The organism is Streptomyces sp. NPDC002896 (assembly GCF_040295225.1).
Classification (GTDB): domain Bacteria; phylum Actinomycetota; class Actinomycetes; order Streptomycetales; family Streptomycetaceae; genus Streptomyces.
This window is the reverse complement of record NZ_JBEOVA010000008.1, coordinates 76,066-99,998: the sequence shown is the minus strand read 5'-3', so window position 1 is coordinate 99,998 and position 23,933 is coordinate 76,066. Positions and strand designations below refer to the sequence as shown.

Below are 23,933 nucleotides of genomic sequence, written 5' to 3'. Positions count from 1 at the left end.
CACGAAGGATTGAATATACGTAAAGAAATCCCCCGACGCAATTGCGTCGGGGGATTTCTCTGTTCGGCCCGCTACGGTCCGCCCGGCTCAGAGCACGTCGGCCAGCTCCTCCAGCAGCCTCCTCTTCGGGCGAGCGCCCACCATCGACTTCACGGGCTCGCCGTCGCGGAACAGCATGAGCGTCGGCATCGACAGCACGCCGTACGCGATCGTCGTCTGCGGATTCGCGTCCACGTCCAGCTGCACGACCTTCAGCCGATCGCTCTCCTCGCGAGCGATGTCGCTCAGCACCGGCGCGAGTTGCCGGCACGGGCCGCACCAGTCCGCAGTGAACTCGACCAGGACCGGAACGCCCGACCCCGCCACCTCCGACTCGAAGTCCGCGTCGGTCACCTCAGCCACGCCTGCCGCCTTGATCACTCCGTCACCCTCCCAGCTCGCAGTGCGGCTCCGGACCATCCGGAGCCCCCGCCTCGGCTGCCAGCTCGTCCCGCGCCCGCTCGGCCCGCTCCAGTTGCACACGCACCCCGTCCCGTACCGCCGCCAGCTCGCCGATCAGTGCGTCCAGCTCGGCGAGCTTGCGCCGGTAGACGGCGAGCGATGCCGGGCACGAGTCGCCGGCCGGGTGCCCGGCCCGCAGACACTCCACGAACGGCCTGGTCTCCTCCAGGTCGAACCCGAAGTCCTGCAGGGTCCTGATCTGCTGGAGCAGCCGCAGATCCCGCTCGTCGTACGTGCGGTACCCGTTGCTGCCCCGCCGCGCGGGCAGCAGCCCCCGCGACTCGTAGTACCGCAGTGCCCGCGTGGTCGTCCCGGCCCGGGCTGCCAGTTCGCCGATTCGCATGCCGCGACCGTAGTCCTTGACGCCGACGTCAAGGCAACGGATGACATAGGCACGAGCACGCTGGGCATCGGGAACCCGTCGGTCGTACGGATTCCGTTCAGCTGACATGCAAGCGCCGGACGGGCTGGAAGAAAATCCAGCCCGTCCGGCGCTTGAGGACGATCCCGAAGGGCGATCCGGGGATCTGGGGGCGGAGCCCCAGCAGGGTGCCGAGGCGGTGCTACGCCTTGACCGGCTCCTGCGCCTCGCCCCGCGGCGAGGGCACCTCGTCGGCAGCCCCGGCGGCAGCCGCCTCGTCCAGCAGCGTCCGCTCGTCGAACGGCAGCTCCCCCGCCAGCACCTGACCGACCCGCTCCTTGTCGATCTCCTTGGTCCAGGTGCCGATCAGCACCGTGGCGACCGCGTTGCCCGCGAAGTTCGTCAGGGCGCGCGCCTCGCTCATGAAGCGGTCGATGCCGACGATCAGGCCGACGCCGTCCACCAGCGCGGGCTTGTGCGACTGCAGACCACCGGCCAGCGTGGCCAGTCCGGCGCCGGTGACGCCCGCCGCGCCCTTCGACGCGATGAGGAGGAAGAGCAGGAGCGGGATCTGCTCGCCGATCGACATCGGGGTGCCCATGGCGTCGGCGATGAAGAGCGAGGCCATGGTCATGTAGATCATGGTGCCGTCGAGGTTGAAGGAGTAGCCGGTCGGGACGGTGATGCCGACCACCGGCTTGCTGACGCCCAGGTGCTCCATCTTCGCGATGAGCCGCGGGAGCGCGGACTCGGAGGAGGAGGTGGACAGGATCAGCAGGAACTCACGGCCCAGGTACTTGAAGAGCGTGAGGATGTTGAGGCCCGCGACGGCGCGAAGCAGGGCGGCGAGCACGATGAAGACGAAGAGGAAGCAGGTGACGTAGAAGCCGAGCATGAGCACGGCGAGGCTCTTGAGGGCGTCCACGCCGGCCGAGCCGACGACGGCGGCGATCGCGCCGAAGGCACCGATGGGGGCGGCCCACATCACCATGGCGAGGATGCGGAAGACGAGCCGCTGGATGTGCTCGACACCGCGCAGGACCGGCTCGCCGACGGAGCCCATCGACTGGAGCGCGAACCCGGCGAGCACCGCGATGAGGAGGGTCTGCAGGACCTGGCCCTCGGTGAAGGCGGAGACGATGGTGGTCGGGATGATCGAGAGTACGAAATCGACCGGCGGCAGCGCCTCGGAGTCGACCTGGTCATGCCCGGCGCTCTTGATCGCGTCGGTGAGGTGCAGGCCCGTGCCGGGCTCCAGGATGTTGCCGACGACCAGGCCGATGCCGAGCGCGACGAGCGACATGACGAGGAAGTAGCCGAGCGCGATACCGCCGACCGCGCCCACCTTGGCGGCCTTCCGTACCGAGCCGATGCCCAGCACGATCGTGCAGAAGATGATCGGCGAGATCATCATCTTGATCAGGTTCACGAAGCCGGTGCCGATCGGCTTCAGCTCGACCGCCAAGTCGGGGGCGATCAGGCCCACGGCGATGCCGATCGCCACCGCGATGATCACCGCGATGTACAGATAGTGGGTACGGTCCCGCTTGGCGGCGGGTGTCACCTGTGCTGCGGACACGGGTGTGCCTCCTTGAACGACATCATCGGCGTGCGCGGGTACGGCATTACGTGCGGTACTCGGCTCGATACGCGCAGTCCGTGCGGCTCACGTCCTGGCCGGATTCAATGGGGTGACTATCCCCCAGGCTGTGAGCGCGGTCACCCTTGCGTTCATTTAGTTCACGCTTATTAACCGAGGCAGACTGGCTCCATGCGCCTCCCCCGCCTGCCCCGCCTGCCCCGCCTGCCCCGCAGCCTGGCCGGCCAGCTCTTCGCCATGCAGGTCGTGCTGGTCGCCGTCGTCGTGGCCGGCAGCGCGCTGTTCACGTACATCAGTGACGGACGCCAGGCCGAGGAGGCCGCACGACGCCAGGCGGGCGCGGCGGCACTCGCGGTCGCGGTGGCGCCGACGGTGCGGGACGCGGTGGACGACGAGAATCCGTCGAAGGTCCTCCAGCCGTACGCGACGGAGGTGCAGCACAGCACCGGCGTCGACTTCGTCACGATCATGGACACGCACGGCATCCGCTGGACACACCCCGACAAGCAGGAGATAGGGCAGCACTTTCTCGGCCATATCGAGCCGGCGTTGCACGGGGAGACCTTCTACGAGACCTTCACGGGCACCCTGGGCGCGTCGGTGCGCGTGGTGACGCCGATCCGCAGCGACGGGAGGATCGTCGGGCTGGTCAGCGCGGGCATCACCGTCGACGAGATCAGCGCCCGGGTGCGCAGCCAGCTGGCCGCGCTGTTCGGTGTCGCGGTGGGCACCCTCGTCATGGGCGGCATCGGCACGTATGTGGTCAACGCCCGGCTGCGGCGGCACACCCATGGCATGAACGCGACCGAGCTCAGCCGTATGCACGCCTACCACGAGGCCGCCCTGCACGCCGTCCGCGAGGGGCTGCTGATGCTGGACGGGCAGCGGCGGATCGCGCTGATCAACGACGGCGGGCGGGAGCTGCTCGGCGTGTCCGCCGATGACGACGTGATCGGCAGGAACGTCGCCGAGCTCGGCCTGCCCGCACCCCTGACCGGCGCGCTACTGGCCACCGAGCCGCGCGTGGACGAGGTGCATCTGACCGCGGACCGGGTCGTCGTCGTCAACACCTCGCCGGTCTCCGGCGGCGAACGCCGCGGTACGGTCGTGACGCTCCGCGACCACACCGAGCTGCAGGCAGTGATGGGCGAGCTGGACTCCGAGCGGGGCTTCACGCAGGCCCTGCGCTCCCAGGCGCACGAGGCGGCGAACCGGCTGCACACCGTGGTGTCGCTCATCGAACTGGGCCGGGCCGACGAAGCCGTCGAGTTCGCCACGGCCGAGCTGGAGCTGGCGCAGGCGCTGACCGACCAGGTGGTCGCCGCGGTCGGCGAGCCGGTGCTGGCGGCGCTGCTGCTCGGCAAGGCAGCCCAGGCGAACGAGCGGGGCGTGGAGCTTCTCGTCTCCGACGACAGCCGCATCGACGACGGCCTCCTGCCGGAGTCCCTGCCGGCCCGCGACCTGGTCACGATCCTCGGCAACCTGATCGACAACGCCGTCGACGCGGCCCAGGGCTCCCTGCACGCGTGCGTGACCGTCACGGCGCGCGCGGGCGACGACGGCCTGATCCTGCGCGTGTCGGACACCGGCCCCGGCGTGGACCCGGCCCACGCCGAGGCCGTTTTCCAGCGCGGCTGGTCCACGAAGCCCGCGGGCCCGGGCGGCCGTGGCCTGGGCCTGGCCCTGGTACGGCAGATGGTGCTACGAAACGGGGGCACGCTGACGGTGACGGAATCGACGGAGGGCGGCGCAGAATTCACGGCGAGCCTGCCGCTGACCACCGTCGTGGGCAGCCGCTCAACCGTTGTGGGCGTTCGTTCAGCCGTTGTGCCCACGATTCCGGCTCCCTCGGGTGAGACGGAAACCGACTCGAGGGAAGCCGCAAACGGCTCCGGTCCCGGAGGCAAAGAGTGAGCACTCCGCAGGAGGAGATCCGCGTACTGGTCGTCGAGGACGACCCCGTCGCCGCAGACGCCCACCGCCTCTACGTGGACCGAGTCCCCGGCTTCACCGTGGCCGGAGTCGTCCACAGCGCCGCCGAGGCCCGCCGCGCCCTCGACCGCATGCAGGTCGATCTGCTCCTCCTCGACCTGCACCTGCCGGACGGCCACGGTCTGCAGCTCGCACGCACGCTGCGCGCGGCAGGCCACCACACCGACGTGATCGCGGTGACATCGGCCCGGGACCTCACGGTGGTCCGCGAGGGGGTCTCGCTCGGCGTCGTGCAGTACGTCCTGAAGCCGTTCACGTTCGCGACGCTGCGCGACCGGCTCGTACGGTACGCGGAGTTCCGTACGACGGCTGGCGAGGCCACCGGCCAGGACGAGGTGGACCGGGCCCTGGCCACCCTTCGGGCCCCCGGCCCTGCCTCCCTCCCCAAGGGCCTGAGCGGCCCGACCCTGGAACGCGTCACCCGCACCCTGCGCGACTCCCCCGACGGCCTGACGGCCACGGCGGCGGCCGAGTCCGTGGGCATCTCCCGGATCACAGCGCGCCGTTACCTGGAGCACCTGGTCACGACGGGGCGGGCCGCGCGGAGCCCTCAGTACGGGCAGGTGGGGCGCCCGGAGTTGCAGTATCGGTGGGTGCCGGGGCAGTGAACAGGATCAGCCCAGTCGGCTGACGAGGCGTCAATGCGGCCTTTACCTCCGACGTAATCGACCGTCCCGGCCGGGACCCGGCAGGATCAAGGCGTCCGAACAGGACTCCGGACTCCAACGGAACCGCAGGCAGGGAGCGCCCCATGACCGCGTATGCCATCGGCCACTTGCGTCCCACCGGGATGAACGAGGACATCCTGACCTACATGGAGAGGATCCAGTCGACCATGGACCCCTTCGGTGGCCGCTTCCTCGTGCACGGCGCCCCGACCCTCGAGGTCAAGGAGGGGTCATGGCCGGGTGCCATCGTCATCATCGAGTTCCCGGACATGGACAGCGCCCGCGGCTGGTACGCGTCCCCCGCGTATCAGGAGATCCTGCCCCTGCGTACCAGGCACATCGAGGGTGAGGTCATCCTCGTCGACGGGGTCGGCTCGGGCTACGACGCGTCCGCGACGGCGGCACGGCTCAGGGCGGCGTCCTGAGCCGCCTGGTGAGCCGGTGAGACCCACTCGACGCTAGAAGACCGACTCCGCCTCGTCCATGCGGTCCTTCGGGACCGTCTTCAGCTCGGTGACGGCCTCGGCGAGCGGCACCATGGCGATGTCCGTGCCGCGCAGCGCCGTCATGTGGCCGAAGCCGCCGTGGTGCGCAGCCTCCACGGCGTGCCAGCCGAAGCGGGTGGCGAGGACCCTGTCGTACGCGGTGGGGACGCCGCCACGCTGGACGTGGCCGAGGATGACCGGCTTGGCCTCCTTGCCGAGGCGCCTCTCCAGCTCGAACGCGAGGGCGGTGCCGATGCCCTGGAAGCGCTCGTGCCCGAACTTGTCGATCGCGCCCTTGCCGTAGTCCATCGTGCCCTCGGCCGGGTGGGCGCCCTCGGCGACACAGATCACGGCGAACTTCTTGCCGCGCGCGAAGCGTTCCTCGACCATCTTGACCAGGTCGGCCGGGTCGAAGGGACGCTCGGGCAGGCAGATACCGTGCGCGCCGCCCGCCATGCCGGACTCCAGCGCGATCCAGCCGGCGTGGCGGCCCATGACCTCGACGACCATGACGCGCTGGTGCGACTCGGCGGTGGTCTTGAGGCGGTCTATCGCCTCGGTGGCAACGCCGACCGCGGTGTCGAAGCCGAACGTGCGGTCCGTGGAGGAGATGTCGTTGTCGATGGTCTTCGGCACGCCGACCACGGGCAGACCCGCGTCCGAGAGCATCCGGGCGGCGGTCAGGGTGCCTTCGCCGCCGATCGGGATGAGCGCGTCGATGCCGAACTCGCGGGCCATGTCGCGGGCGTTCTCGCAGGCCTCGCGGAGCCGGTCGCGCTCCAGGCGGGAGGAGCCGAGGATCGTGCCGCCGCGGGCCAGGATGCCGCTGACCGCGTTGAGGTCGAGGTTGCGGTAGCGCCCGTCCAGCAGGCCCGCGTAGCCGTCCACGAAGCCGATGACCTCGTCTCCGTGGTGCGTGACGGCGCGGTGCACGACCGACCGGATCACTGCGTTCAGCCCCGGGCAGTCGCCGCCTGCGGTGAGAACTCCGATACGCATCGTGCTGTGTCTCCTGCTCGCCGGTGATACTTGTGAGCCATTCCGATTGTTTCACGGCCCCAGGCGCTTCGCGTCTTCCGCCAACTGGACCCCGCATCGGCCCCCAGGACCCGGTCCGGGGAGCCGTTTCCCGCCCCCACCAGGCCCTTCTCCCGGCGGGCGCTCTACCCACGCCCAAGGGTATTGTCAAGAGGGCGGCGCCCACGACAGTGGGTATTTTCTGTCTGACTGGTCACGATCCGAGCGCGTCGCTCCGATGTGCACCATGAGTACGTCCGCGGCGGCCACCCTCAGACAGCGCCGAACACGACAAACGACGACAGCGACGAAACGGAGAGCACACGTGACGCGCAGCGTGTACGTGACCGGGATCGACCGGGGCGACGGGCGCCAGGTCGTCGAGCTGGGGGTCATGGAGCTCCTGACCCGCCAGGTCGACCGGGTCGGCGTGTTCCGGCCCCTCGTCCACGACGGCCCGGACCGTCTCTTCGAACTGCTCCGCTCCCGCTACCGCCTGGCGCAGGATCCGGCGACCGTCTACGGCCTCTCGTACGAGGACGCCTCGGTGATCCAGGCCGAGCAGGGCACCGACGAGCTGGTCTCCCGGCTCGTCGACCGGTTCCACCGGGTCGCCCGGGACTACGAGGTCGTCCTCGTCCTCGGCACCGACTTCGCCGACACCCAGCTGCCCGACGAGCTCTCCCTGAACGCGCGCCTGGCCAACGAGTTCGGCGCGTCCGTGCTGCCGGTCGTGGGCGGCAGGAAGCAGGCCGCGGAGGCGGTGCTCGCCGAGATCCGCAACGCCCATCGCGCGTACGAGGGCCTGGGCTGCGACGTCATCGCCATGATCGCCAACCGTGTGGTGCCGGAGGACCGCGAGGCCATCCAGCAAGGCGTGGACACGCGTCTGCCGGTGCCGTGTTACGTCCTGCCGGACGATGCCGCCCTGTCCGCCCCGACGGTCGCGCAGATCACGCACTCGCTGGGCGGCAAGGTGCTGCTCGGCGACAGCGCGGGCCTGTCCCGCGACGCGCTCGACTTCGTCTTCGGCGGCGCCATGCTGCCGAGTTTCCTGCCCGCGCTGACCCCCGGCTGCATGGTCGTGACCCCCGGCGACCGCGCCGACCTCGTCGTGGGCGCGCTCGCCTCGCACAGCGCCGGTACGCCGCCGATCGCGGGTGTGCTGCTGACCCTGGGCGAGGTGCCCACGCCCGAGATCCTGACCCTCGCCGACCGCCTGGCACCCGGCACGCCGGTGGTCTCGGTAGCGGGCAACAGCTTCCCCACCGCGTCGGAACTGTTCTCGCTGGAGGGCAAGTTGAACGCCGCCACGCCCCGCAAGGCGGAGACGGCACTCGGCCTCTTCGAGCGGTACGTGGACACGAGCGACCTGGTCAAGCGGGTCTCGGCGCCCAGTACCACCCGCGTCACGCCGATGATGTTCGAGCACAAGCTGCTGGAGCGAGCCCGCTCGGACCGGCGCCGGGTCGTGCTGCCGGAGGGTACGGAGGAGCGCGTCCTGCACGCCGCCGAGGTGCTTCTGCGCCGCGGTGTGTGCGACCTGACGCTGCTCGGCCCCGACGAGCAGATCCGCAAGAAGGCCGCCGACCTCGGCATCGACCTCTCCGGCGCGCAGATCCTCGACCCGCAGACCTCCGAGCTGCGCGACCAGTTCGCCGCCGAGTACGCGGCGCTGCGCGCCCACAAGGGCGTCACCGTCGAGCTCGCGACCGACGTCGTGGCGGACGTGAACTACTTCGGCACGCTGATGGTCCAGCAGGGCCTGGCCGACGGCATGGTGTCGGGCTCGGTGCACTCCACGGCCGCGACCATCCGCCCCGCCTTCGAGATCATCAAGACGAAGGCGGACGCCTCCATCGTCTCCTCGGTCTTCTTCATGTGCCTCGCCGACAAGGTCCTCGTCTACGGCGACTGCGCCGTGAACCCGGACCCGAACGCCGAGCAGCTCGCCGACATCGCGATCCAGTCGGCCACCACCGCCGCCCAGTTCGGCGTGGAGCCGCGGATCGCGATGCTGTCGTACTCGACCGGAACGTCGGGCTCGGGCGCGGACGTCGACAAGGTGCGCGAGGCCACCGAGCTGGTGCGCTCCCGCCGCCCGGACCTGCTGATCGAGGGCCCGATCCAGTACGACGCGGCGGTCGAGCCGACCGTGGCCGCCACCAAGCTGCCTGGTTCGGAGGTCGCGGGCCAGGCCAGCGTGCTGATCTTCCCGGACCTGAACACCGGCAACAACACCTACAAGGCCGTGCAGCGCTCGGCCGGCGCGATCGCCGTCGGCCCGGTGCTGCAGGGCCTGCGCAAGCCCGTGAACGACCTGTCCCGGGGGGCACTCGTCCAGGACATCGTCAACACGGTCGCCATCACGGCGATCCAGGCCCAGGGCCCCGCCGCCAAGGCATGAACCGGCAAGGCACGTCCCACCGCAGCGACAGCACCCCCTCCTCCGTACAAGAAAGCGCCTCATACGTGTCCGACAACCGCGCGGCGACTCGCGTACTCGTCCTCAACTCCGGCTCCTCGTCGGTGAAGTACCAGCTCCTCGACATGAGCGACAGCTCACGGCTCGCCGTGGGCCTCGTCGAACGGATCGGCGAGGAGACCTCGCGCCTGGTGCACACCCCGCTCACCGACGGCGGCGAGAAGCGCGAGCGCACCGCCCCGATCGCCGACCACGAGGCCGCGCTCAAGGCGGTCGCCGAGGAGCTGGCGGCGGACGGGCTCGGCCTGGACTCCCCCGAGCTGGCCGTGATCGGTCACCGCGTGGTGCACGGCGGCAAGCACTTCACCGAGCCGACCGTCATCGACGACGCGGTGCTCGCCGAGATCGAGCGGCTGATCCCGGTGGCCCCGCTGCACAACCCGGCGAACCTCACCGGCATCCGCACCGCCCAGGCCCTGCGCCCGGATCTGCCGCAGGTCGCGGTCTTCGACACCGCCTTCCACACGACGATGCCGGAGTCCGCATCGCGCTACGCGATCGACGTGAAGACCGCCGACGAGCACCGCATCCGCCGCTACGGCTTCCACGGCACGTCGCACGCGTACGTCTCCCGCGAGACCGCGAAGCTGCTTGGCAAGGACCCGTCCGAGGTCAACGTGATCGTGCTGCACCTGGGCAACGGCGCGTCGGCGTCCGCGGTGCGCGGCGGGCGGTGCGTGGACACCTCCATGGGCCTTACGCCTTTGGAGGGGCTCGTGATGGGTACGCGCTCCGGTGACCTGGACCCGGCCGTCATCTTCCATCTGATGCGCGTCGGCGGGATGTCGGCCGACGAGATCGACGCACTGCTGAACAAGAAGAGCGGCCTGATCGGGCTGTGCGGCGACAACGACATGCGCGAGATCCGCCGCCGTATCGACGAGGGCGACGAGCAGGCGCGGCTCGCGTTCGACATCTACATCCACCGGCTGAAGAAGTACATCGGCGCCTACTACGCGGTACTGGGCAGGGTGGACGCGGTGGCGTTCACCGCGGGCGTGGGCGAGAACGCGGCCCCGGTGCGGGAGGCCGCCGTCGCGGGCCTGGAGGAGCTGGGCCTGGCGGTCGACGGCGAGCTGAATGCCGTCCGGGCGGACGGGCCGCGCCTGATCTCGCCCGAGTACGCGCGCGTGGCGGTCGCCGTCGTACCGACCGACGAGGAACTGGAGATCGCACGCCAGAGCTACGCACTTGTCGCACCAGCGAGGACCGATGATGGCAACGCCTGAGCGCACATTCGCCCATTTGTATCTTCCGCCAGACGGAATATTCCGAAGCGAAACAAACCGATAGGATCGCCCCATGCGCCGTTCGAAAATCGTCTGCACGCTGGGCCCCGCCGTCGATTCCCACGACAAACTTGTCGCGCTGATCGAAGCCGGCATGAACGTGGCCCGCTTCAACTTCAGCCATGGCTCGCACGACGAGCACCAGGGGCGGTACGACCGCGTCCGGGCCGCCGCCAAGGAGACCGGGAAGGCCGTCGGCGTCCTCGCCGACCTCCAGGGCCCCAAGATCCGCCTGGAGACCTTCGCCGAGGGTCCCGTCGAGCTGGTGCGCGGTGACGAGTTCACCATCACCATCGAGGACGTCCCGGGCGACAAGTCGATCTGCGGCACGACCTACAAGGGGCTGCCCGGCGACGTCTCCAAGGGCGACCCGATCCTGATCAACGACGGCAACGTCGAACTGAAGGTCGTCGAGGTCGAGGGCGCCCGCGTCAGGACTGTCGTCATCGAGGGCGGCGTCATCTCCGACCACAAGGGCATCAACCTGCCCGGCGCCCACGTGAACGTCCCGGCGCTGTCCGAGAAGGACATCGAGGACCTCCGCTTCGCGCTGCGCATGGGCTGCGACATGGTCGCGCTCTCCTTCGTCCGGGACGCCAACGACGTCAAGGACGTGCACCGGGTGATGGACGAGGAGGGCCGCCGGGTCCCCGTCATCGCCAAGGTGGAGAAGCCGCAGGCGGTCGAGAACATGGAGGACGTCGTGATGGCGTTCGACAGCGTGATGGTCGCCCGCGGCGACCTGGCCGTCGAGTACCCGCTCGAGAAGGTCCCCATGGTGCAGAAGCGCCTGATCGAGCTGTGCCGCCGCAACGCCAAGCCGGTGATCGTCGCGACCCAGATGATGGAGTCGATGATCACCAACTCCCGCCCCACGCGCGCCGAGGCGTCCGACGTGGCCAACGCGATCCTGGACGGCACGGACGCGGTCATGTTGTCGGCCGAGTCGTCGGTCGGCGCGTTCCCCATCGAGACCGTGAAGACGATGTCGAAGATCGTCGTCGCGGCCGAGCAGGAGCTGCTGTCCAAGGGCCTGCAGCCGCTGGTGCCCGGCAAGAAGCCTCGTACGCAGGGCGGTTCGGTCGCCCGTGCCGCCTGCGAGATCGCGGACTTCCTGGGCGGCAAGGCGCTGGTCGCCTTCAGCAAGTCCGGTGACACCGCCCGCCGGCTGTCGCGCTACCGCGCCTCCCAGCCGATCATGGCCTTCACCACGGAGGAGTCCACCCGCAACCAGCTCGCGCTGAGCTGGGGCGTGGAGTCGTTCGTCGTCCCGCACGTGGACAACACCGACGCGATGGTCGACCTCGTCGACGCCGAGCTGCTCAAGCTCCAGCGCTACAACGAGGGCGACATCATGGTCATCACCGCCGGCTCGCCCCCCGGCGTCCCCGGCACCACCAACATGGTCCGGGTGCACCACCTGGGCAGCGGCGCACGGGACTGATCCCACACCGCAACGAGCTGAGGGCGCCCCCTGTGGCAGGGGGCGCCCTCAGCTGTGTGCGGCTCCCGGACGGGTCCGATACGACCGCGGCTGCGGCAGTGCCCGGTCAGTTCAGGTCGGTCGTGTACTGGTGCAGTCCCGGTACGTGCAGGGTGCCGCCGAACTGGCCGGCCTGCACGACCTTCACCTTGGTGAAGTAGATCAGCGGGATGTTCAGCGGCGGCGGGTTCTCCGGGCTGAACGTGACCGGCACCAGGCCGAACAGGTTGCCGGAGATGCTCTCCGTGTACATGACCGTCTTGCCGTCGCGGATCGTGGACGTCGAGCCCTCGGCCGCCTGCACGTGGTAGGTCTTGCCGGCCTGGTCGTCCTTGACCGTCTGGTGCAGGTCGCCGATGTCCGTGCCGTCGGAGATGACGTACTTGAGGACCTCCTTGACCGTGCCGTTGGCGGTCTTCACCTTGACGACGCCCTGGTAGTCGGCGCCCTTGAGCAGCAGCGAGCTGGCGTCGAGGTACCAGGGGTCGTCGGGCAGGGCCACGGTCTTCTCGACGCCGCCCTCGTCGTCGGTGGCGGCCGGGCAGTCATCCGCGTCCGTGGTGCTCGCGGACGGGCTGGGGGTCGCGGTGGCCGCGTCGGTGACCTTGTCCGCGGTGTCCCCCGCCGCCTTGGTCGCCGCGTCGGTCGAGTCCTTGACGGTGTCCTCGACCGTCTTGGTGACCTTGTCGGCGGTGTCCTTGACGGTGTCGGACGCGTCGTCGCCGGACGTGTCCTTGCTCGCGCTCGCCGACGCGGACGGCGTGGGCGTCGCACTCGTCGAAGAGCCGCTGCCGCCCGTGAAGACGTCCGTGATCGCGTCGCCGATGCTGCCCAGCAGGTTGTCGCCGCTCTCGGACGCCGAGGGGGCCGGCGTCACGGTGGACGTACCGCTGCCCGACGACTTCTCCGGCGTGCCCGTGGAGGACGCCGACGGCGACGGCTCGGCCTTGTCGTCGGAACCTGAATCCGGCGAAGAGGTCGTGTCCTTGGACGGCGACGCCTCGGACTTGTCGCCGGACTCGGTGGCGCTCTCCGACGCGGAGGCGGAGGGCGACGGCGTCGCCGACGCGTCCTTGCCGTCCGCGGAGTCGTCCAGAGCCTCGACGCAGTCCTGGTACTCGTCGACCGTCAGGTTCTTCGTCGACGGCTGGTCCTGGGCGCGGGCGAGCGTCGGCGTGAACCCCATCCCCATGAGGACCGCCGTGGGCATCGCGGCCACGGCCAAGGCCTTGCCGGCCGGCATGTGGAACCTGGTGAACAGCGGCTTCTTGGGTGCCGCGTGGCGCGGCCCGGTTCTCACACGGGACTCGTCCACATCAGTCCCGTGGGTCACCTCGTCAGCCGGCACTGTGCCTCCCGTTCGCCCCGTTGGCCGGGATCGTTCCTGACAGGTCGTTCTCCCCCAGTGCCTTAGGGGCCTGGGAGGGACCCCCATTGCTCACCCCGTCCACGGCCGTGCCCGTCCCGGCGTCGGCCTCGGGCGGCGCAGCCGGCGCCCAGGCGACGGCCATCGCACCGCCGATGAGCGCGAACAGGAAGCCGATCACGAAGCCGCCGAGGTTGGACACCGGGATCGACACCAGCGCCAGCAGAATCGCCGCGACACCCGCGAAGACCCGGACGTGCTTCTGGAACCACAGGCTTATGCCGAGCACGATCAGCAGCACACCGATGATCAGGGACCCCGCGCCCGCTGTGGTGGCCATCGCCAGCGTCAGATGACCGAGCTGGAGGTTCGCGTACGGGAAGTAGGCGATCGGAAATCCACCGAACAGGATGAACAGGCCGGCCCAGAACGGTCGATCGCCACGCCAGGCGCGGAACCGCAGCCGCCAGTCGGTGAATCGGCCGCGCGTAGCCGGAGTCTCGGCGCTCATGGAAAACAGCTCCCTGGAACGGCGTTGCTGTGGGAAGTGAAGGCTGGATTAAGGGGTGTTGCCGCGCGTGAGGGCAGGCTCGAGCGGACGGGCGGGACAGCCGCAGGCTCCCCCGCCCGTCACCGGAGTGCCTAGTAGCACTCCTTGACGCCCGTGGACAGCGACATCTTCAGACCGCTGAGCTTGAAGGTTCCGGCGGTGGTGGCCCACGCCGTCTGCTTCACGTTCTTCAGCACGACCGAGTCGGCCTGCTGGGCGAAGCCGAACGGGTTCGCCTGGTCTCCCTTGGAGATGCCCGGACCCTTGTCGGCGTCCCCTGCGGCCACACCGATGTCGATGTTCTTGAACGTGGCGTCGGCCTGGAGGTCGGCCACGTCGATGTACAGGTTCTGCGCCTTGACCGGCGTGCCGCCGTCACCGGCCGTCAGCTTCAGGCTGACGGAACCGAGGAACGGCACGTCCGGGGTGACCACGGACTGGCACATGTTCGTGATCGTCGCGGTCTTGAAGCCGGACACCGCGACCGGGTGCGCCGTCTTCTCGCCCTTGAGGGTGTAACCCTCGTCAATGGCTCCGTACTGCGAGAAGCCCTCGCCGACGAGCTGGTCCGTCGTCACCTTGAACGACTGGCCAGAGACGCTGAACGACGCTGCGAGCGCGCCCTGCGCCAGTCCGACACCTATGCACGCGGTGGCGGCCACGCTGGGCACCATCACCACCGCGAACCGCTTCCATCTGGTCCCGCCACGCACCTGGGACTCCATATTTCCTCCTTCTCGGACGTACATCTCCGGTCGTGCTACAGGGCCCGACCTGGGATGGGAGAAGTGCTACGTCCTCGGGAAGGAGAGCGCCGCTTCGAGGCGCTGACGGCACCCGAATCACCGGCGATCACCCCCGAGCGACAACCACTGGTCGCGCCTGACTCATCACGCACAACCTCATGGACAGGCTCCGCCTCACGACGGAGACCCCCCTGTCCTCGGCCGGCGCTCCTGTCCGCCGGCCCACTCGGTGGGGACCCAGAAAACCCTTTGCCCGATTGGCTGTCGGGCACAAGGCAATGGACCGAGCGTGGCTGATCGTGGTGCATTCTCGGCGCCGACACAAGGGGGTTCGTTACTCACTAGTAACGGCGGTATAACCGAACCAGTACCGGCGGGTATCGAATGGCAACGGAGGGTGCCACCTCAGGCGTTAACACTTCGGTGGATCATCGGGCAGAACCGGACAGAAATCCGGCCCCGACTTACTTGGAGTAACAGCGGCCGCGTTTACCAAGATTTGGTAAAACGCGGCCGCACTAATCCCCCTCAGCAAATCTTTCACTCGGGCATCACAAGCCCCAGCGCTAACGAAGGGTCAGAACAACGCCCGCGCCAGCGCCCTGCGGGCCGTCGCCACGCGCGGATCATCGGAACCGACCACCTCGAAGAGCTCGAGGAGCCGCACCCGCACCGTGTCCCTGTCGTCACCCGCCGTGCGCTGCACCGTCTCGATGAGTCGGCCGAAGGCGTCCTCGACATGGCCGCCCACCAGATCCAGGTCGGCGGCGACGATCTGCGCCGCAACGTCGCCGGGCTTGTCGGCCGCTTCCTTGCGCACCTGCTGCGGGTCCACGTCCTGCACCCGCTTCAGCAGTTCGGCCTGGGCCAGGCCCAGCTTCGCCTCCGTGTTGCCGGGGTCGTCGGCGAGGACGTTCTTGTACGCCTGGACGGCACCGCCCAGGTCGCCCGCGTCCAGCGCCTGCACCGCGGCCTCGAGCAACGCGTCGTACGGGCCCGCCGGCACCTGGGGGACCACTGCCTCCTCGCCCTGCGCGTCCAGGTCGACCGTCAGGCCCGTCAGACCGAAGCGCTCCTCGGAGACCTGGATCAACTGGTCCAGGGTCTGGCGGATCTGCGCCTCGGGGGCCGCACCCTGGAAGAGCGGCAGCGCCTGGCCGGCCACCACCGCGAAGACCGCCGGGATGCCCTGGATCCCGAACTGCTGCATAAGCATCTGGTTGGCGTCGACGTCGACCTTGGCCAGGACGAAGCGCCCGTTGTACTCCAGCGCCAGCCGCTCGAGGAGAGGACCGAGCTGCTTGCACGGCTGGCACCACTCGGCCCAGAAGTCGATGACGACCGGGACCTCGGTGGAGCGCTGCAGGACGTCGAGCTCGAAACCCGCCTCGTCGACATCGATGACGAGGCTGGCGGGGGACACGGCTCCGCCCCCGCCCTGCCGGGCCGCTTCGGCGCGCGCCTGCTCCGCCTTCGCCTTGGCCTCCTGGGCCGCCTTCACCGCGGCGAGGTCGACGACGCCGCTCATGGACATGTTCCTAGGCTGCATGGCTACATCCTCCCCCTTTCGCGCGCGACTGTGAAAAGCGTTGGTGTTCTGCACTGCGCCGGGTCCCCACCAGGCGCGGGTGGTTGTCACTCTTTCGATGCGAGATGCCCTGCGAGCGCCCCCGCCACACATTTCGCTACGGGTCGTAGCGTAACTGTGCGGCGGGGCGCCGGGGCGGTGTTGCGGGGCTCTTGTCCGGTGATCTGCCTCACTGGGCCAAGGGCACAGGCGCGGCGGGTATGGTCGCCCGCATGCCGAGCCGTATGCCCTCCGCACCCCGTACGGGCCGCCCGCGCAGCGCCGCGGCGGATGCCGCGATCCTGGAGGCGACGCGGGCCGCGCTGGTCGAACTCGGCTGGTCCAAGCTCACGTTGGGCGATGTGGCGAGCCGGGCGGGCGTCGCGAAGACGACGCTGTACCGGCGCTGGGCCGGCAAGAACGAGCTCGTCGTGGACGCGGTGGCGGTCCTCTTCGACGAGCTCGAACTCCCGGACCGCGGCAGCCTGGCTGCCGACATCGAGGGCGTGGTGCTCCAGTTCGCGGCGATCCTGGACCGCCCTGAGGCGAAGACCGCGCTCATGGCGGTAGTGGCGGAGTCAACTCGCGACGAGCCGCTGCGCGAACGCATCCGCACGTCCATCGTGGAGCGCCAGAAGCGGCTCGTACTGGAGGGCCGCAGCCGCGCCCAGGCACGAGGCGAACTCCCCTTGGAGAAGGACCCCACAGCCGCCCGCACGGCAGACCTCATCTTCGACGTGGTCGCGGGGGCGGTGGTCCACCGCGCCCTGGTGAGCGCACAGCCGGTGGACGAGGAGTGGGCGGCCAGGTTCACGCGCCTGCTGGTCGGGGGTTTGGCAGCCGACTGAGCACGCCGCACACCGTTGTGGGCAGGCGTTCCGCAGGGCCGGGGGCACCTCCCAGCGGTAGCTGGGGGAGGGTGGGCACAGCCCACGACGGCGGGAATCGCTAAAACCCGGGCGGCTCCGTGTACACCCCCCACTCGTCCCGGAGGGCGTCGCAGATCTCCCCGAGCGTGGCTTCGGCGCGCACCGCCCCCAACATGGGCTCGATCATGTTCGCCCCATCCCGCGCGGCCGCGAGCATCGCCTCGATGGCCGCACGCACGCGGGCGCCATCGCGCTCCCCCTTGCGCTCCGCAAGGACGCGAACCTGCTCCCGCTCCACCTCATGACTGACCCGCAGAATCTCCAGATCCCCGGTCACAGACCCCTGGTGGACGTTGACGCCGACGACCTTCTTGTCCCCCTTCTCCAGCGCCTGCTGGTACCGGAACGCCGACTCCGCGATCTCCCCGGTGAACCAGCCGTCCTCGATGCCGCGCAGGATCCCGGAGGTGACAGGACCGATGGGGTGCTGCCCGTCGGGGTGCGCCAGCCGCCCCCGCTCCTTGATCTGCTCGAAGATCCGCTCGGCATCCGCCTCGATACGGTCGGTGAGCTGCTCGACGTACCACGAACCGCCCAGCGGATCGGCCACGTTGGCGACCCCGGTCTCCTCCATCAGCACCTGCTGCGTGCGCAGCGCGATCTCCGCCGCCTGCTCGCTCGGCAGGGCGAGGGTCTCGTCGAGGGCGTTGGTGTGCAGCGAGTTGGTGCCGCCGAGGACCGCCGCGAGCGCCTCGACGGCCGTGCGTACGACGTTGTTGTACGGCTGCTGGGCGGTCAGCGAGACGCCCGCGGTCTGCGTGTGGAACCGCAGCCACTGCGCCTTCTCCGTTCTCGCGCCGTACACCTCCTTCATCCAGCGCGCCCAGATGCGGCGTGCCGCGCGGAACTTGGCGATCTCCTCGAAGAAGTCGACGTGCGCGTCGAAGAAGAACGACAGCCCCGGCGCGAAGGTGTCCACGTCCAGACCCCGGCTGAGCCCCAGCTCGACATACCCGAAGCCGTCCGCGAGCGTGTACGCCAGCTCCTGCGCGGCCGTCGCGCCCGCCTCCCGGATGTGGTAGCCGGAGACGGAGAGCGGCTTGTACGCGGGGATGTTCCGCGCGCAGTACTCCATCAGGTCGCCGATCAGACGCAGATGGGGCTCGGGCTGGAAGAGCCACTCCTTCTGCGCGATGTACTCCTTGAAGATGTCCGTCTGGAGCGTGCCGTTGAGGACGGAGATGTCGACGCCCTGGCGTTCCGCGGCAACGAGGTACATGCAGAAGACGGGCACCGCCGGCCCGCTGATCGTCATCGACGTCGTCACGTCGCCCAGCGGGATGCCCGTGAACAGGACCTCCATGTCCGCCGCCGAGTCGATCGCCACGCCGCAGTGGCCGACCTCGCCGAGGGACCGCGAGTCGTCCGAGTCGCGGCCCATGAGGGTCGGCATGTCGAAGGCGACCGAGAGTCCGCCGCCGCCGTTCGACAGGATCATCTTGTAGCGCTCGTTGGTCTGCTCGGCGTTGCCGAAGCCTGCGAACTGGCGGATGGTCCAGGTGCGGCCGCGGTAGCCGGTCGCATACAGGCCGCGCGTGAACGGGTATTCGCCGGGCCAGCCGATCCGCTCGAACCCTTCGTACGTATCCCCGGGCCGAGGCCCGTAGACCGGCTCGACGGGATCCCCGGAGAGCGTCGAGAAGTCGGCTTCGCGCTTACGCGCAGCGTCGTAGCGGGCCTGCCAGCGGCGGCGGCCGTCCTCGATGGCGTCAGCGTCCATACTTCGAAGTTACTAGGACGTCCAAGTAAATGTCGACGGACCGGCTCCCACCAGTCCGGCACCGAACCCATCGCTGCAGGTCAGGACCGCAATGCCACAAGATGTGCGGCGCGTACGTCAGCCGTCTGGCCCTGCACCACCAGGAAGAGGCCCTCGCGCGCCAGCCGCTGGGCCGGACTGCTCAGCGCGAAGGCACGGCCACCACCCGCGACGATCGCCGCGGTGGTGGCGGCACGCATCAGGTCGTACGCGCGGGTCTTGAGCCGCAGCCGGTCGGGGATGCGCTCGCCGGCCGGGACCTCGTCCACGAGCGCGTAGGCGTCCCGGTGCGTGATCTCCAGGCGGTCGCGCAGGACACCGGCCGTCTCCTTCGCCTCGGGGTCGCCGTGTGCGTCCAGCAGATCCAGCGCGGCGCGTGCGACGCCGAAGACCGCCGGGTTGGTGTTGGTGTTCTTCGGGCGGTCGGCAGTGGCCCACTCCTCGTGCGGGAGGCGCTGCACGACCGCCTCGTCGGGCAGTACGAGGCCGTCCAGGACCAGGCCCACCGTGCGCGTACCGGTCAGGGCCGCCAGCTGGAGGGGTGCGGTGGGCGTCAGGCCGGGCTGCTCGCGGGGCTCGGCAGCGGCGAAGACCACCTCGCCGTGCTCGGTGGCCCCGCCCAGCAGGAACAGGTCGTTGAGCCCCCAGCCCGTGTACCAGGGCACCCGCCCGTCGAAGCGCCAGCCCGCGCGCTCCCGGGTGACCCGCACCGGCCGGTCGGGAAACGCCCGCAGATGCGAGAAGGCGATCCCGGCGAGCAGTGCCCCCTCGGCGAGCGGGCGCAGCCAGCGCTCGCGCGCGGCCTCCTCGCCGGTCCGCAGAAGCTGCACGGGCGTGTGGTGCTGGGCCTGCACGAAGAACGTCGAGCAGCAGGCCCCCGCCAGGATCTCCGCGATCTCCCGGGCGACGGCGGCCGGGGCGTCCGCACCGCCGTACTGCTCGGGGGCGCCGACACCAAGCACGCCGGACGCCTTCACCGCGGCGATCGTCTCGGGCGTCACGCCCTCGCGGTCGGCCGCCTCGGCGGCCGGGGCGAGCACATCGGCGGCGAGCCGGTGTGCGGCGCCGATCAGCGGGTGATCGTCGGATGCGGCCATGCGACCCGTTATACGGCGTTGTCCGGTTATACGGCGTTGTCCGGCCGGTCAGGCCTTGGCGACCGCCGCGCCGTCCTCGGCGACCTTGGCCTCGAGCTCACGGGAGATCTTGCGCTCCACGAAGAAGGCGGCGGTCGGGATGGTGCCCGCGAGGAGCACCCACAGCTGCTTGCCGACCGGCCACTTGGCCTTGGACCCGAGGTCGAAGGCGAAGACGAGATAGACCACGTACAGCCAGCCGTGCGCGATGCCCACGACCTTGGTGAAGTCCGCGGCACCATCCATCCCGAGGCCGTACTTGCCGATGCAGCCGAGGGTGAGCAGGACCAGCAGGACGCCGGTGACGTAGGCCATGACGCGGTAGCGGGTCAGCACGCTTCGATTCATGGACACGAGCGTAACGGGGCGCATGGGGCGATCTTGCGGCGCCCTACTCCTCGAAGTCGTGTGCCGCGACCCGCAGCGGCCGCAGCATGGCGAAGATCTCGCCGCACTCCTCCGCGTCGTACGTGCCGAGTCCGAAGTCCATCGCCATCAGGTCCCGCGTGGCCTTCTCGACGACCTCGCGGCCCTTGTCCGTGATGGAGGCGAGCGTGCCGCGGCCGTCGTTCGGGTTGGGCCGCTTGTCGACGAGGCCGGACCTCACGAGGCGGTCCACGGTGTTGGTGACCGAGGTCGGGTGGACCATCAGGCGCTCACCGATCTTCGACATCGGCAGCTCGCCGGACTTCGAGAACGTGAGCAGTACAAGCGCCTCGTAGCGCGCGAAGGTCAGGCCGTACGGCTTGACGACCGCGTCGACCTCGGCCAGCAGGATCTGGTGAGCGCGCATGATCGAGGTGATCGCGGCCATGGACGGGACATTGCCCCAGCGCTGCTGCCAGTGTTCGTCGGCGCGGGCGATGGGATCGAAGGCAAGGCTGAGCGGCTTCGGCACGTACTTGACCTTACCGGCCGGTCATAACCCGGTCAGCCCTGTCTCGCGCTTCGGTCCGGACGCCCCGTGGCGGGGCCGCACCGCACAAAGCCCCGGCCCGCGCGGGCCGGGGCTTTCGAGGAGCCGGGTCGGTGTCACGCAGAAAGGTGCCGCTCCACCGTCTCGACCTTCGAGGTGAGGCCGTCCGTCACGCCGGGACGGATGTCGGCCTTCAGTACGAGCGAGACGCGCGGTGCGCGCGCCTCGACCGCGGCGACGGCGCGTTTGACGACGTCCATGACCTCGTCCCACTCGCCCTCGATGGAGGTGAACATGGCGTCGGTGCGGTTCGGGAGCCCGGACTCGCGGACGACGCGCACGGCGTCGGCGACGTACTCCCCCACGTCCTCGCCGACCCCGAGCGGGGTCACGGAGAAGGCGACGATCATGTGTTGAGGATCCCTTCCTTGCGGGCGCGGGTGGCGATGACGGCGTCCTCGGCCGCCCGCTTCAGCTTGCGCTCGGCGAAGAAGCCGCCGGTCGGCAGGATCGAGAGGACGAAGTAGAGGGCAGCCGTCCCGATGCCCCACTTGGTGCGGTTCCAGGCGTCCAGCCAGAAGATCACGTACAGGATGAACAGCACGCCGTGGATCATGCCCATCACCGGGACGGCGTTGAAGTCCGTGGTCCGCTTCAGCACCGAGCAGACGAGCAGCAGCAGAAATGAGACGGCCTCCGGGGCGGAGACCAGTCGGAGGCGGCGGAGTGCGGATGCGGTCTTGATGTCCACGGAGGTCACCTTCGGTGGGATACGACGGGGGGCGTGATCGCCCGGGCACGATGCCTTGACGTTGATCTTGTGAACAGAAGCACAAGCGGGCCCATTGTGGCATCCGGCAGGTACTAGGGGTCTCATCAGGGTCCGATCATCCCGTGGGGCCTGTCGGCGCCCGGCTTTGTGCCGCTACGGTCCCTTCCGTGGCAACGTTCCGACTCCAGGGCAGCAAGGTGCTCGCCGTCGACATGTCCGGCGACGCCGTCAAGGCGAAGAACGGCTCGATGGTCGCCTACGACGGCCAGATGGCGTTCAAGAAGATGAGCGGCGGCGGCGAGGGCATTCGCGGCATGGTGACCCGTCGCCTGACCGGTGAGCAGATGACCGTGATGGAGGTGAAGGGCCACGGCACCTGCTGGTTCGCCGACCGCGCCTCCGAGATCAACCTCGTCAGCCTGCAGGGCGACAAGCTCTACGTCGAGTCCAGCAATCTCCTGTGCACCGACGCGGGCCTGCGCACCGGCACCTCGTTCACCGGGCTGCGCGGCGCGTCCCAGGGCAACGGCCTGTTCACGACCACGGTCGAGGGCCACGGCCAGGCCGCGCTCATGTCCGACGGCCCGGCGGTGGTGCTGCGCGTGAGCCCGCAGTACCCGCTCTCCGTCGACCCCGGCGCGTACATCGCGCACCAGGGGAACGTACGCCAGAGCTTCCAGTCGGGCGTGACCTTCCGCACCTTCATGGGCGAGGGCGGCGGCGAGGCCTTCCAGATCCGCTTCGAGGGCGATGGGCTGGTCTACGTACAGCCCAGTGAGCGCAACACGATCGGAGGGGACGTCTGAGATGCCCTTCCGTGAGATCAACTCCAAGATGGTCGAGGCGACGATCGCGCCCGGCCAGCGGATGTTCAGCCAGCGCGGCGCCATGCTCGCCTACAAGGGCGACGTCTCCTTCACTCCGAACATCCAGGGAGGACAGGGCGGCCTGATGTCGATGATCGGCAGGCGTGTCGCGAACGAGGCCACTCCGCTGATGACGGTCGAGGGCAGCGGGACCGTGCTGTTCGGCCACGGCGGCCACCACATCCAGGTGATCAGTCTGACCGGCGACACCCTGTACGTGGAGGCGGACCGGCTGCTCGCCTTCGACGGAACGCTGCAGCAGGGCACGATGTTCATGGGCTCCCAGGGCGGGGTCATGGGCATGGTCCGCGGCCAGGTGACGGGCCAGGGCCTGTTCACCACGACACTCAAGGGCCACGGCTCGGTCGCCGTCATGGCGCACGGCGGGGTCATCGAGGTGCCGATCACACCGCAGCGCCCGGTCCACGTGGACCCGCAGGCATACGTGGCCCACCACGGCGACGTACGCAACAAGCTGTCCACGGCGCTCGGCTGGCGCGACATGGTGGGGCGCGGCTCCGGGGAGGCGTTCCAGCTGGAGCTCTCCGGCAGCGGCGCGGTGTACGTACAGGCCTCGGAGGAGAAGCTGTGAGCGCTTACGGGGCCCCGGGCCCGGTGATCCACGACCCGATGACGCTGCCGGCCGACGACAACGTCAACGCGTACACCTTCTGCGTGGAGCTCAAGGGCACCCAGTGGTTCCTGCAGAAGGGCAAGATGATCGCCTACTACGGGTCGATCGAGTTCAACGGCGTCGGGCACGGCCGCCTGGACCGTCTCGTCCGTACGGCCTTCCACTCGCCGCTGCACGCGGGCGAGTGGGTCGTCGCCGAGGGCCAGGGCAAGATGCTGCTCGCGGACCGGGCCTTCGACGTCAACTCGTACGACCTGGACGAGGGCAACCTGACCATTCGCTCAGGCAACCTCCTCGCTTTTCAGCCAAGTCTCTCGCTGAAGCAGTCGATCGTTCCCGGCTTTCTGACACTGATCGGAACGGGCAAGTTCGTGGCCGCATCGAACGGCCCCGTGGTGTTCATGGAGCCCCCCATCCGGGTCGACCCGCAGGCACTCGTCGGCTGGGCGGACTGCCCGTCGCCGTGCCACCACTACGACCACGGGTACATGACAGGCCTCATGGGCGGTCTACGTGCGATGACAGGGGTCGGCGGGGCGTCCGGCGAGGAGCACCAGTTCGAGTTCGTCGGGGCGGGTACGGTCCTGCTGCAGTCGACGGAGGCCCTCATGGCCGAGCAGGCGACGGGCGCCGTCCCGCACGAGGCGGGTGTGCCCGGCGGTCATGGGGTATCCGGTCACCAGGGACAGCACGGTCAGCAGGCAGGCGCACCGCGCCTTCCCGGACAGCTGGGGGATCTCCAGCGGCGCTTCGGCCTGTGAGCGGTAGTCTGCGGAGTGTGACATCGAACGCGTGCGCGCTGTCACACCCC

The 23,933-nt window shown here is 69.5% G+C and carries 24 protein-coding genes; 10 read left to right on the top strand and 14 right to left on the bottom strand.

Features of this window, described 5'->3' with window-relative positions; all coding sequences use genetic code 11:
- Window positions 1–87 precede the first annotated feature (87 nt).
- The 3 genes from trxA to ABT009_RS16405 all read right to left on the bottom strand — a co-directional run bounded on the left by trxA (window position 88) and on the right by ABT009_RS16405 (window position 2,441).
- Window positions 88–420: a thioredoxin gene (trxA, locus tag ABT009_RS16415; protein ID WP_351294288.1), complete on the bottom strand. Its 333-nt coding sequence runs from the start codon at window positions 418–420 to the stop codon at window positions 88–90.
- 4 nt (window positions 421–424) lie between these two features.
- Window positions 425–844 (bottom strand): MerR family transcriptional regulator, encoded by a 420-nt coding sequence (locus ABT009_RS16410; protein WP_351294286.1) that lies wholly within the window; start codon window positions 842–844, stop codon window positions 425–427.
- Window positions 845–1,064: 220 nt separating this feature from the next.
- Window positions 1,065–2,441 (bottom strand): cation:dicarboxylate symporter family transporter, encoded by a 1,377-nt coding sequence (locus ABT009_RS16405; protein WP_351294283.1) that lies wholly within the window; start codon window positions 2,439–2,441, stop codon window positions 1,065–1,067.
- A gap of 192 nt (window positions 2,442–2,633) precedes the next feature.
- Between ABT009_RS16405 and ABT009_RS16400 the strand changes: the two genes are divergently transcribed.
- The 3 genes from ABT009_RS16400 to ABT009_RS16390 all read left to right on the top strand — a co-directional run bounded on the left by ABT009_RS16400 (window position 2,634) and on the right by ABT009_RS16390 (window position 5,547).
- Window positions 2,634–4,376 carry a sensor histidine kinase gene (locus tag ABT009_RS16400; protein ID WP_351294280.1) on the top strand — a complete coding sequence of 581 codons (1,743 nt, stop codon included), beginning with the start codon at window positions 2,634–2,636 and terminating at the stop codon, window positions 4,374–4,376.
- Window positions 4,373–5,062 carry a response regulator gene (locus ABT009_RS16395; protein ID WP_351294277.1) on the top strand — a complete coding sequence of 230 codons (690 nt, stop codon included), beginning with the start codon at window positions 4,373–4,375 and terminating at the stop codon, window positions 5,060–5,062. Before ABT009_RS16400 ends, ABT009_RS16395 begins: the two co-directional genes overlap by 4 nt.
- Before the next feature lie 143 nt (window positions 5,063–5,205).
- Complete coding sequence (locus ABT009_RS16390) at window positions 5,206–5,547, top strand: DUF1330 domain-containing protein (protein WP_351294275.1); 342 nt, start codon at window positions 5,206–5,208, stop codon at window positions 5,545–5,547.
- 33 nt (window positions 5,548–5,580) lie between these two features.
- Here ABT009_RS16390 and ABT009_RS16385 read toward each other — a convergent pair whose 3' ends face one another.
- Complete coding sequence (locus ABT009_RS16385) at window positions 5,581–6,606, bottom strand: ATP-dependent 6-phosphofructokinase (RefSeq protein WP_351294272.1); 1,026 nt, start codon at window positions 6,604–6,606, stop codon at window positions 5,581–5,583.
- 343 nt (window positions 6,607–6,949) lie between these two features.
- On the opposite strand from ABT009_RS16385, the gene pta reads away from it, so the two are divergent.
- The 3 genes from pta to pyk all read left to right on the top strand — a co-directional run bounded on the left by pta (window position 6,950) and on the right by pyk (window position 11,842).
- Window positions 6,950–9,031, top strand: a complete 2,082-nt coding sequence (pta, locus tag ABT009_RS16380; protein WP_351294270.1) for a phosphate acetyltransferase — start codon at window positions 6,950–6,952, stop codon at window positions 9,029–9,031.
- 65 nt (window positions 9,032–9,096) lie between these two features.
- Window positions 9,097–10,338: an acetate kinase gene (locus tag ABT009_RS16375; RefSeq protein WP_351294267.1), complete on the top strand. Its 1,242-nt coding sequence runs from the start codon at window positions 9,097–9,099 to the stop codon at window positions 10,336–10,338.
- 73 nt (window positions 10,339–10,411) lie between these two features.
- Window positions 10,412–11,842, top strand: coding sequence for a pyruvate kinase (pyk, locus tag ABT009_RS16370; RefSeq protein WP_351294265.1), 1,431 nt, complete (start codon window positions 10,412–10,414; stop codon window positions 11,840–11,842).
- Between the two features lie 106 nt (window positions 11,843–11,948).
- Here pyk and ABT009_RS16365 read toward each other — a convergent pair whose 3' ends face one another.
- The 4 genes from ABT009_RS16365 to ABT009_RS16350 all read right to left on the bottom strand — a co-directional run bounded on the left by ABT009_RS16365 (window position 11,949) and on the right by ABT009_RS16350 (window position 16,092).
- A complete protein-coding gene (locus tag ABT009_RS16365; protein WP_351294262.1) occupies window positions 11,949–13,229 on the bottom strand; it encodes a hypothetical protein in 1,281 nt (426 codons plus the stop codon).
- Window positions 13,219–13,758 carry a DUF6114 domain-containing protein gene (locus tag ABT009_RS16360; RefSeq protein WP_351294259.1) on the bottom strand — a complete coding sequence of 180 codons (540 nt, stop codon included), beginning with the start codon at window positions 13,756–13,758 and terminating at the stop codon, window positions 13,219–13,221. Before ABT009_RS16360 ends, ABT009_RS16365 begins: the two co-directional genes overlap by 11 nt.
- Window positions 13,759–13,889: 131 nt before the next feature.
- Window positions 13,890–14,522 (bottom strand): DUF6230 family protein, encoded by a 633-nt coding sequence (locus ABT009_RS16355; protein WP_351294256.1) that lies wholly within the window; start codon window positions 14,520–14,522, stop codon window positions 13,890–13,892.
- A 598-nt stretch (window positions 14,523–15,120) separates the two neighbouring features.
- The gene (locus ABT009_RS16350; protein ID WP_351294254.1) at window positions 15,121–16,092 is read right to left on the bottom strand and encodes a tetratricopeptide repeat protein; all 972 of its coding nucleotides are present in this window, start codon (window positions 16,090–16,092) and stop codon (window positions 15,121–15,123) included.
- 251 nt (window positions 16,093–16,343) lie between these two features.
- Here ABT009_RS16350 and ABT009_RS16345 point away from each other — a divergent pair, with 251 nt between their 5' ends.
- On the top strand, window positions 16,344–16,958 hold the full coding sequence (locus ABT009_RS16345) for a TetR/AcrR family transcriptional regulator (protein WP_351294251.1): 615 nt from the start codon (window positions 16,344–16,346) through the stop codon (window positions 16,956–16,958).
- A gap of 100 nt (window positions 16,959–17,058) precedes the next feature.
- Here ABT009_RS16345 and icmA read toward each other — a convergent pair whose 3' ends face one another.
- The 6 genes from icmA to ABT009_RS16315 form a co-directional block, all read right to left on the bottom strand.
- On the bottom strand, window positions 17,059–18,759 hold the full coding sequence (gene icmA, locus ABT009_RS16340; protein ID WP_351294248.1) for a coenzyme B12-dependent isobutyryl-CoA mutase large subunit: 1,701 nt from the start codon (window positions 18,757–18,759) through the stop codon (window positions 17,059–17,061).
- Window positions 18,760–18,839: 80 nt separating this feature from the next.
- Window positions 18,840–19,895 (bottom strand): acyl-CoA dehydrogenase family protein, encoded by a 1,056-nt coding sequence (locus ABT009_RS16335; protein WP_351294245.1) that lies wholly within the window; start codon window positions 19,893–19,895, stop codon window positions 18,840–18,842.
- Window positions 19,896–19,943: 48 nt separating this feature from the next.
- Window positions 19,944–20,282, bottom strand: coding sequence for a DUF3817 domain-containing protein (locus tag ABT009_RS16330; protein ID WP_351294242.1), 339 nt, complete (start codon window positions 20,280–20,282; stop codon window positions 19,944–19,946).
- 43 nt (window positions 20,283–20,325) lie between these two features.
- The gene (locus ABT009_RS16325) at window positions 20,326–20,832 is read right to left on the bottom strand and encodes a MarR family winged helix-turn-helix transcriptional regulator (RefSeq protein ID WP_351294239.1); all 507 of its coding nucleotides are present in this window, start codon (window positions 20,830–20,832) and stop codon (window positions 20,326–20,328) included.
- Between the two features lie 134 nt (window positions 20,833–20,966).
- Entirely contained in the window at window positions 20,967–21,260 is a 294-nt protein-coding gene (locus tag ABT009_RS16320) for an MTH1187 family thiamine-binding protein (protein ID WP_030672233.1), read from the bottom strand.
- Complete coding sequence (locus ABT009_RS16315) at window positions 21,257–21,601, bottom strand: DUF3817 domain-containing protein (RefSeq protein WP_351294236.1); 345 nt, start codon at window positions 21,599–21,601, stop codon at window positions 21,257–21,259. The genes ABT009_RS16320 and ABT009_RS16315 overlap by 4 nt, the downstream gene beginning before the upstream one ends.
- A gap of 188 nt (window positions 21,602–21,789) precedes the next feature.
- Between ABT009_RS16315 and ABT009_RS16310 the strand changes: the two genes are divergently transcribed.
- The 3 genes from ABT009_RS16310 to ABT009_RS16300 are packed head-to-tail and all read left to right on the top strand — an operon-like array spanning window position 21,790 to window position 23,883.
- Window positions 21,790–22,428 carry an AIM24 family protein gene (locus ABT009_RS16310; RefSeq protein ID WP_351294233.1) on the top strand — a complete coding sequence of 213 codons (639 nt, stop codon included), beginning with the start codon at window positions 21,790–21,792 and terminating at the stop codon, window positions 22,426–22,428.
- Window position 22,429: 1 nt separating this feature from the next.
- A complete protein-coding gene (locus ABT009_RS16305; RefSeq protein ID WP_351294230.1) occupies window positions 22,430–23,080 on the top strand; it encodes an AIM24 family protein in 651 nt (216 codons plus the stop codon).
- On the top strand, window positions 23,077–23,883 hold the full coding sequence (locus ABT009_RS16300; RefSeq protein WP_351294227.1) for an AIM24 family protein: 807 nt from the start codon (window positions 23,077–23,079) through the stop codon (window positions 23,881–23,883). The genes ABT009_RS16305 and ABT009_RS16300 overlap by 4 nt, the downstream gene beginning before the upstream one ends.
- Window positions 23,884–23,933 lie beyond the last annotated feature (50 nt).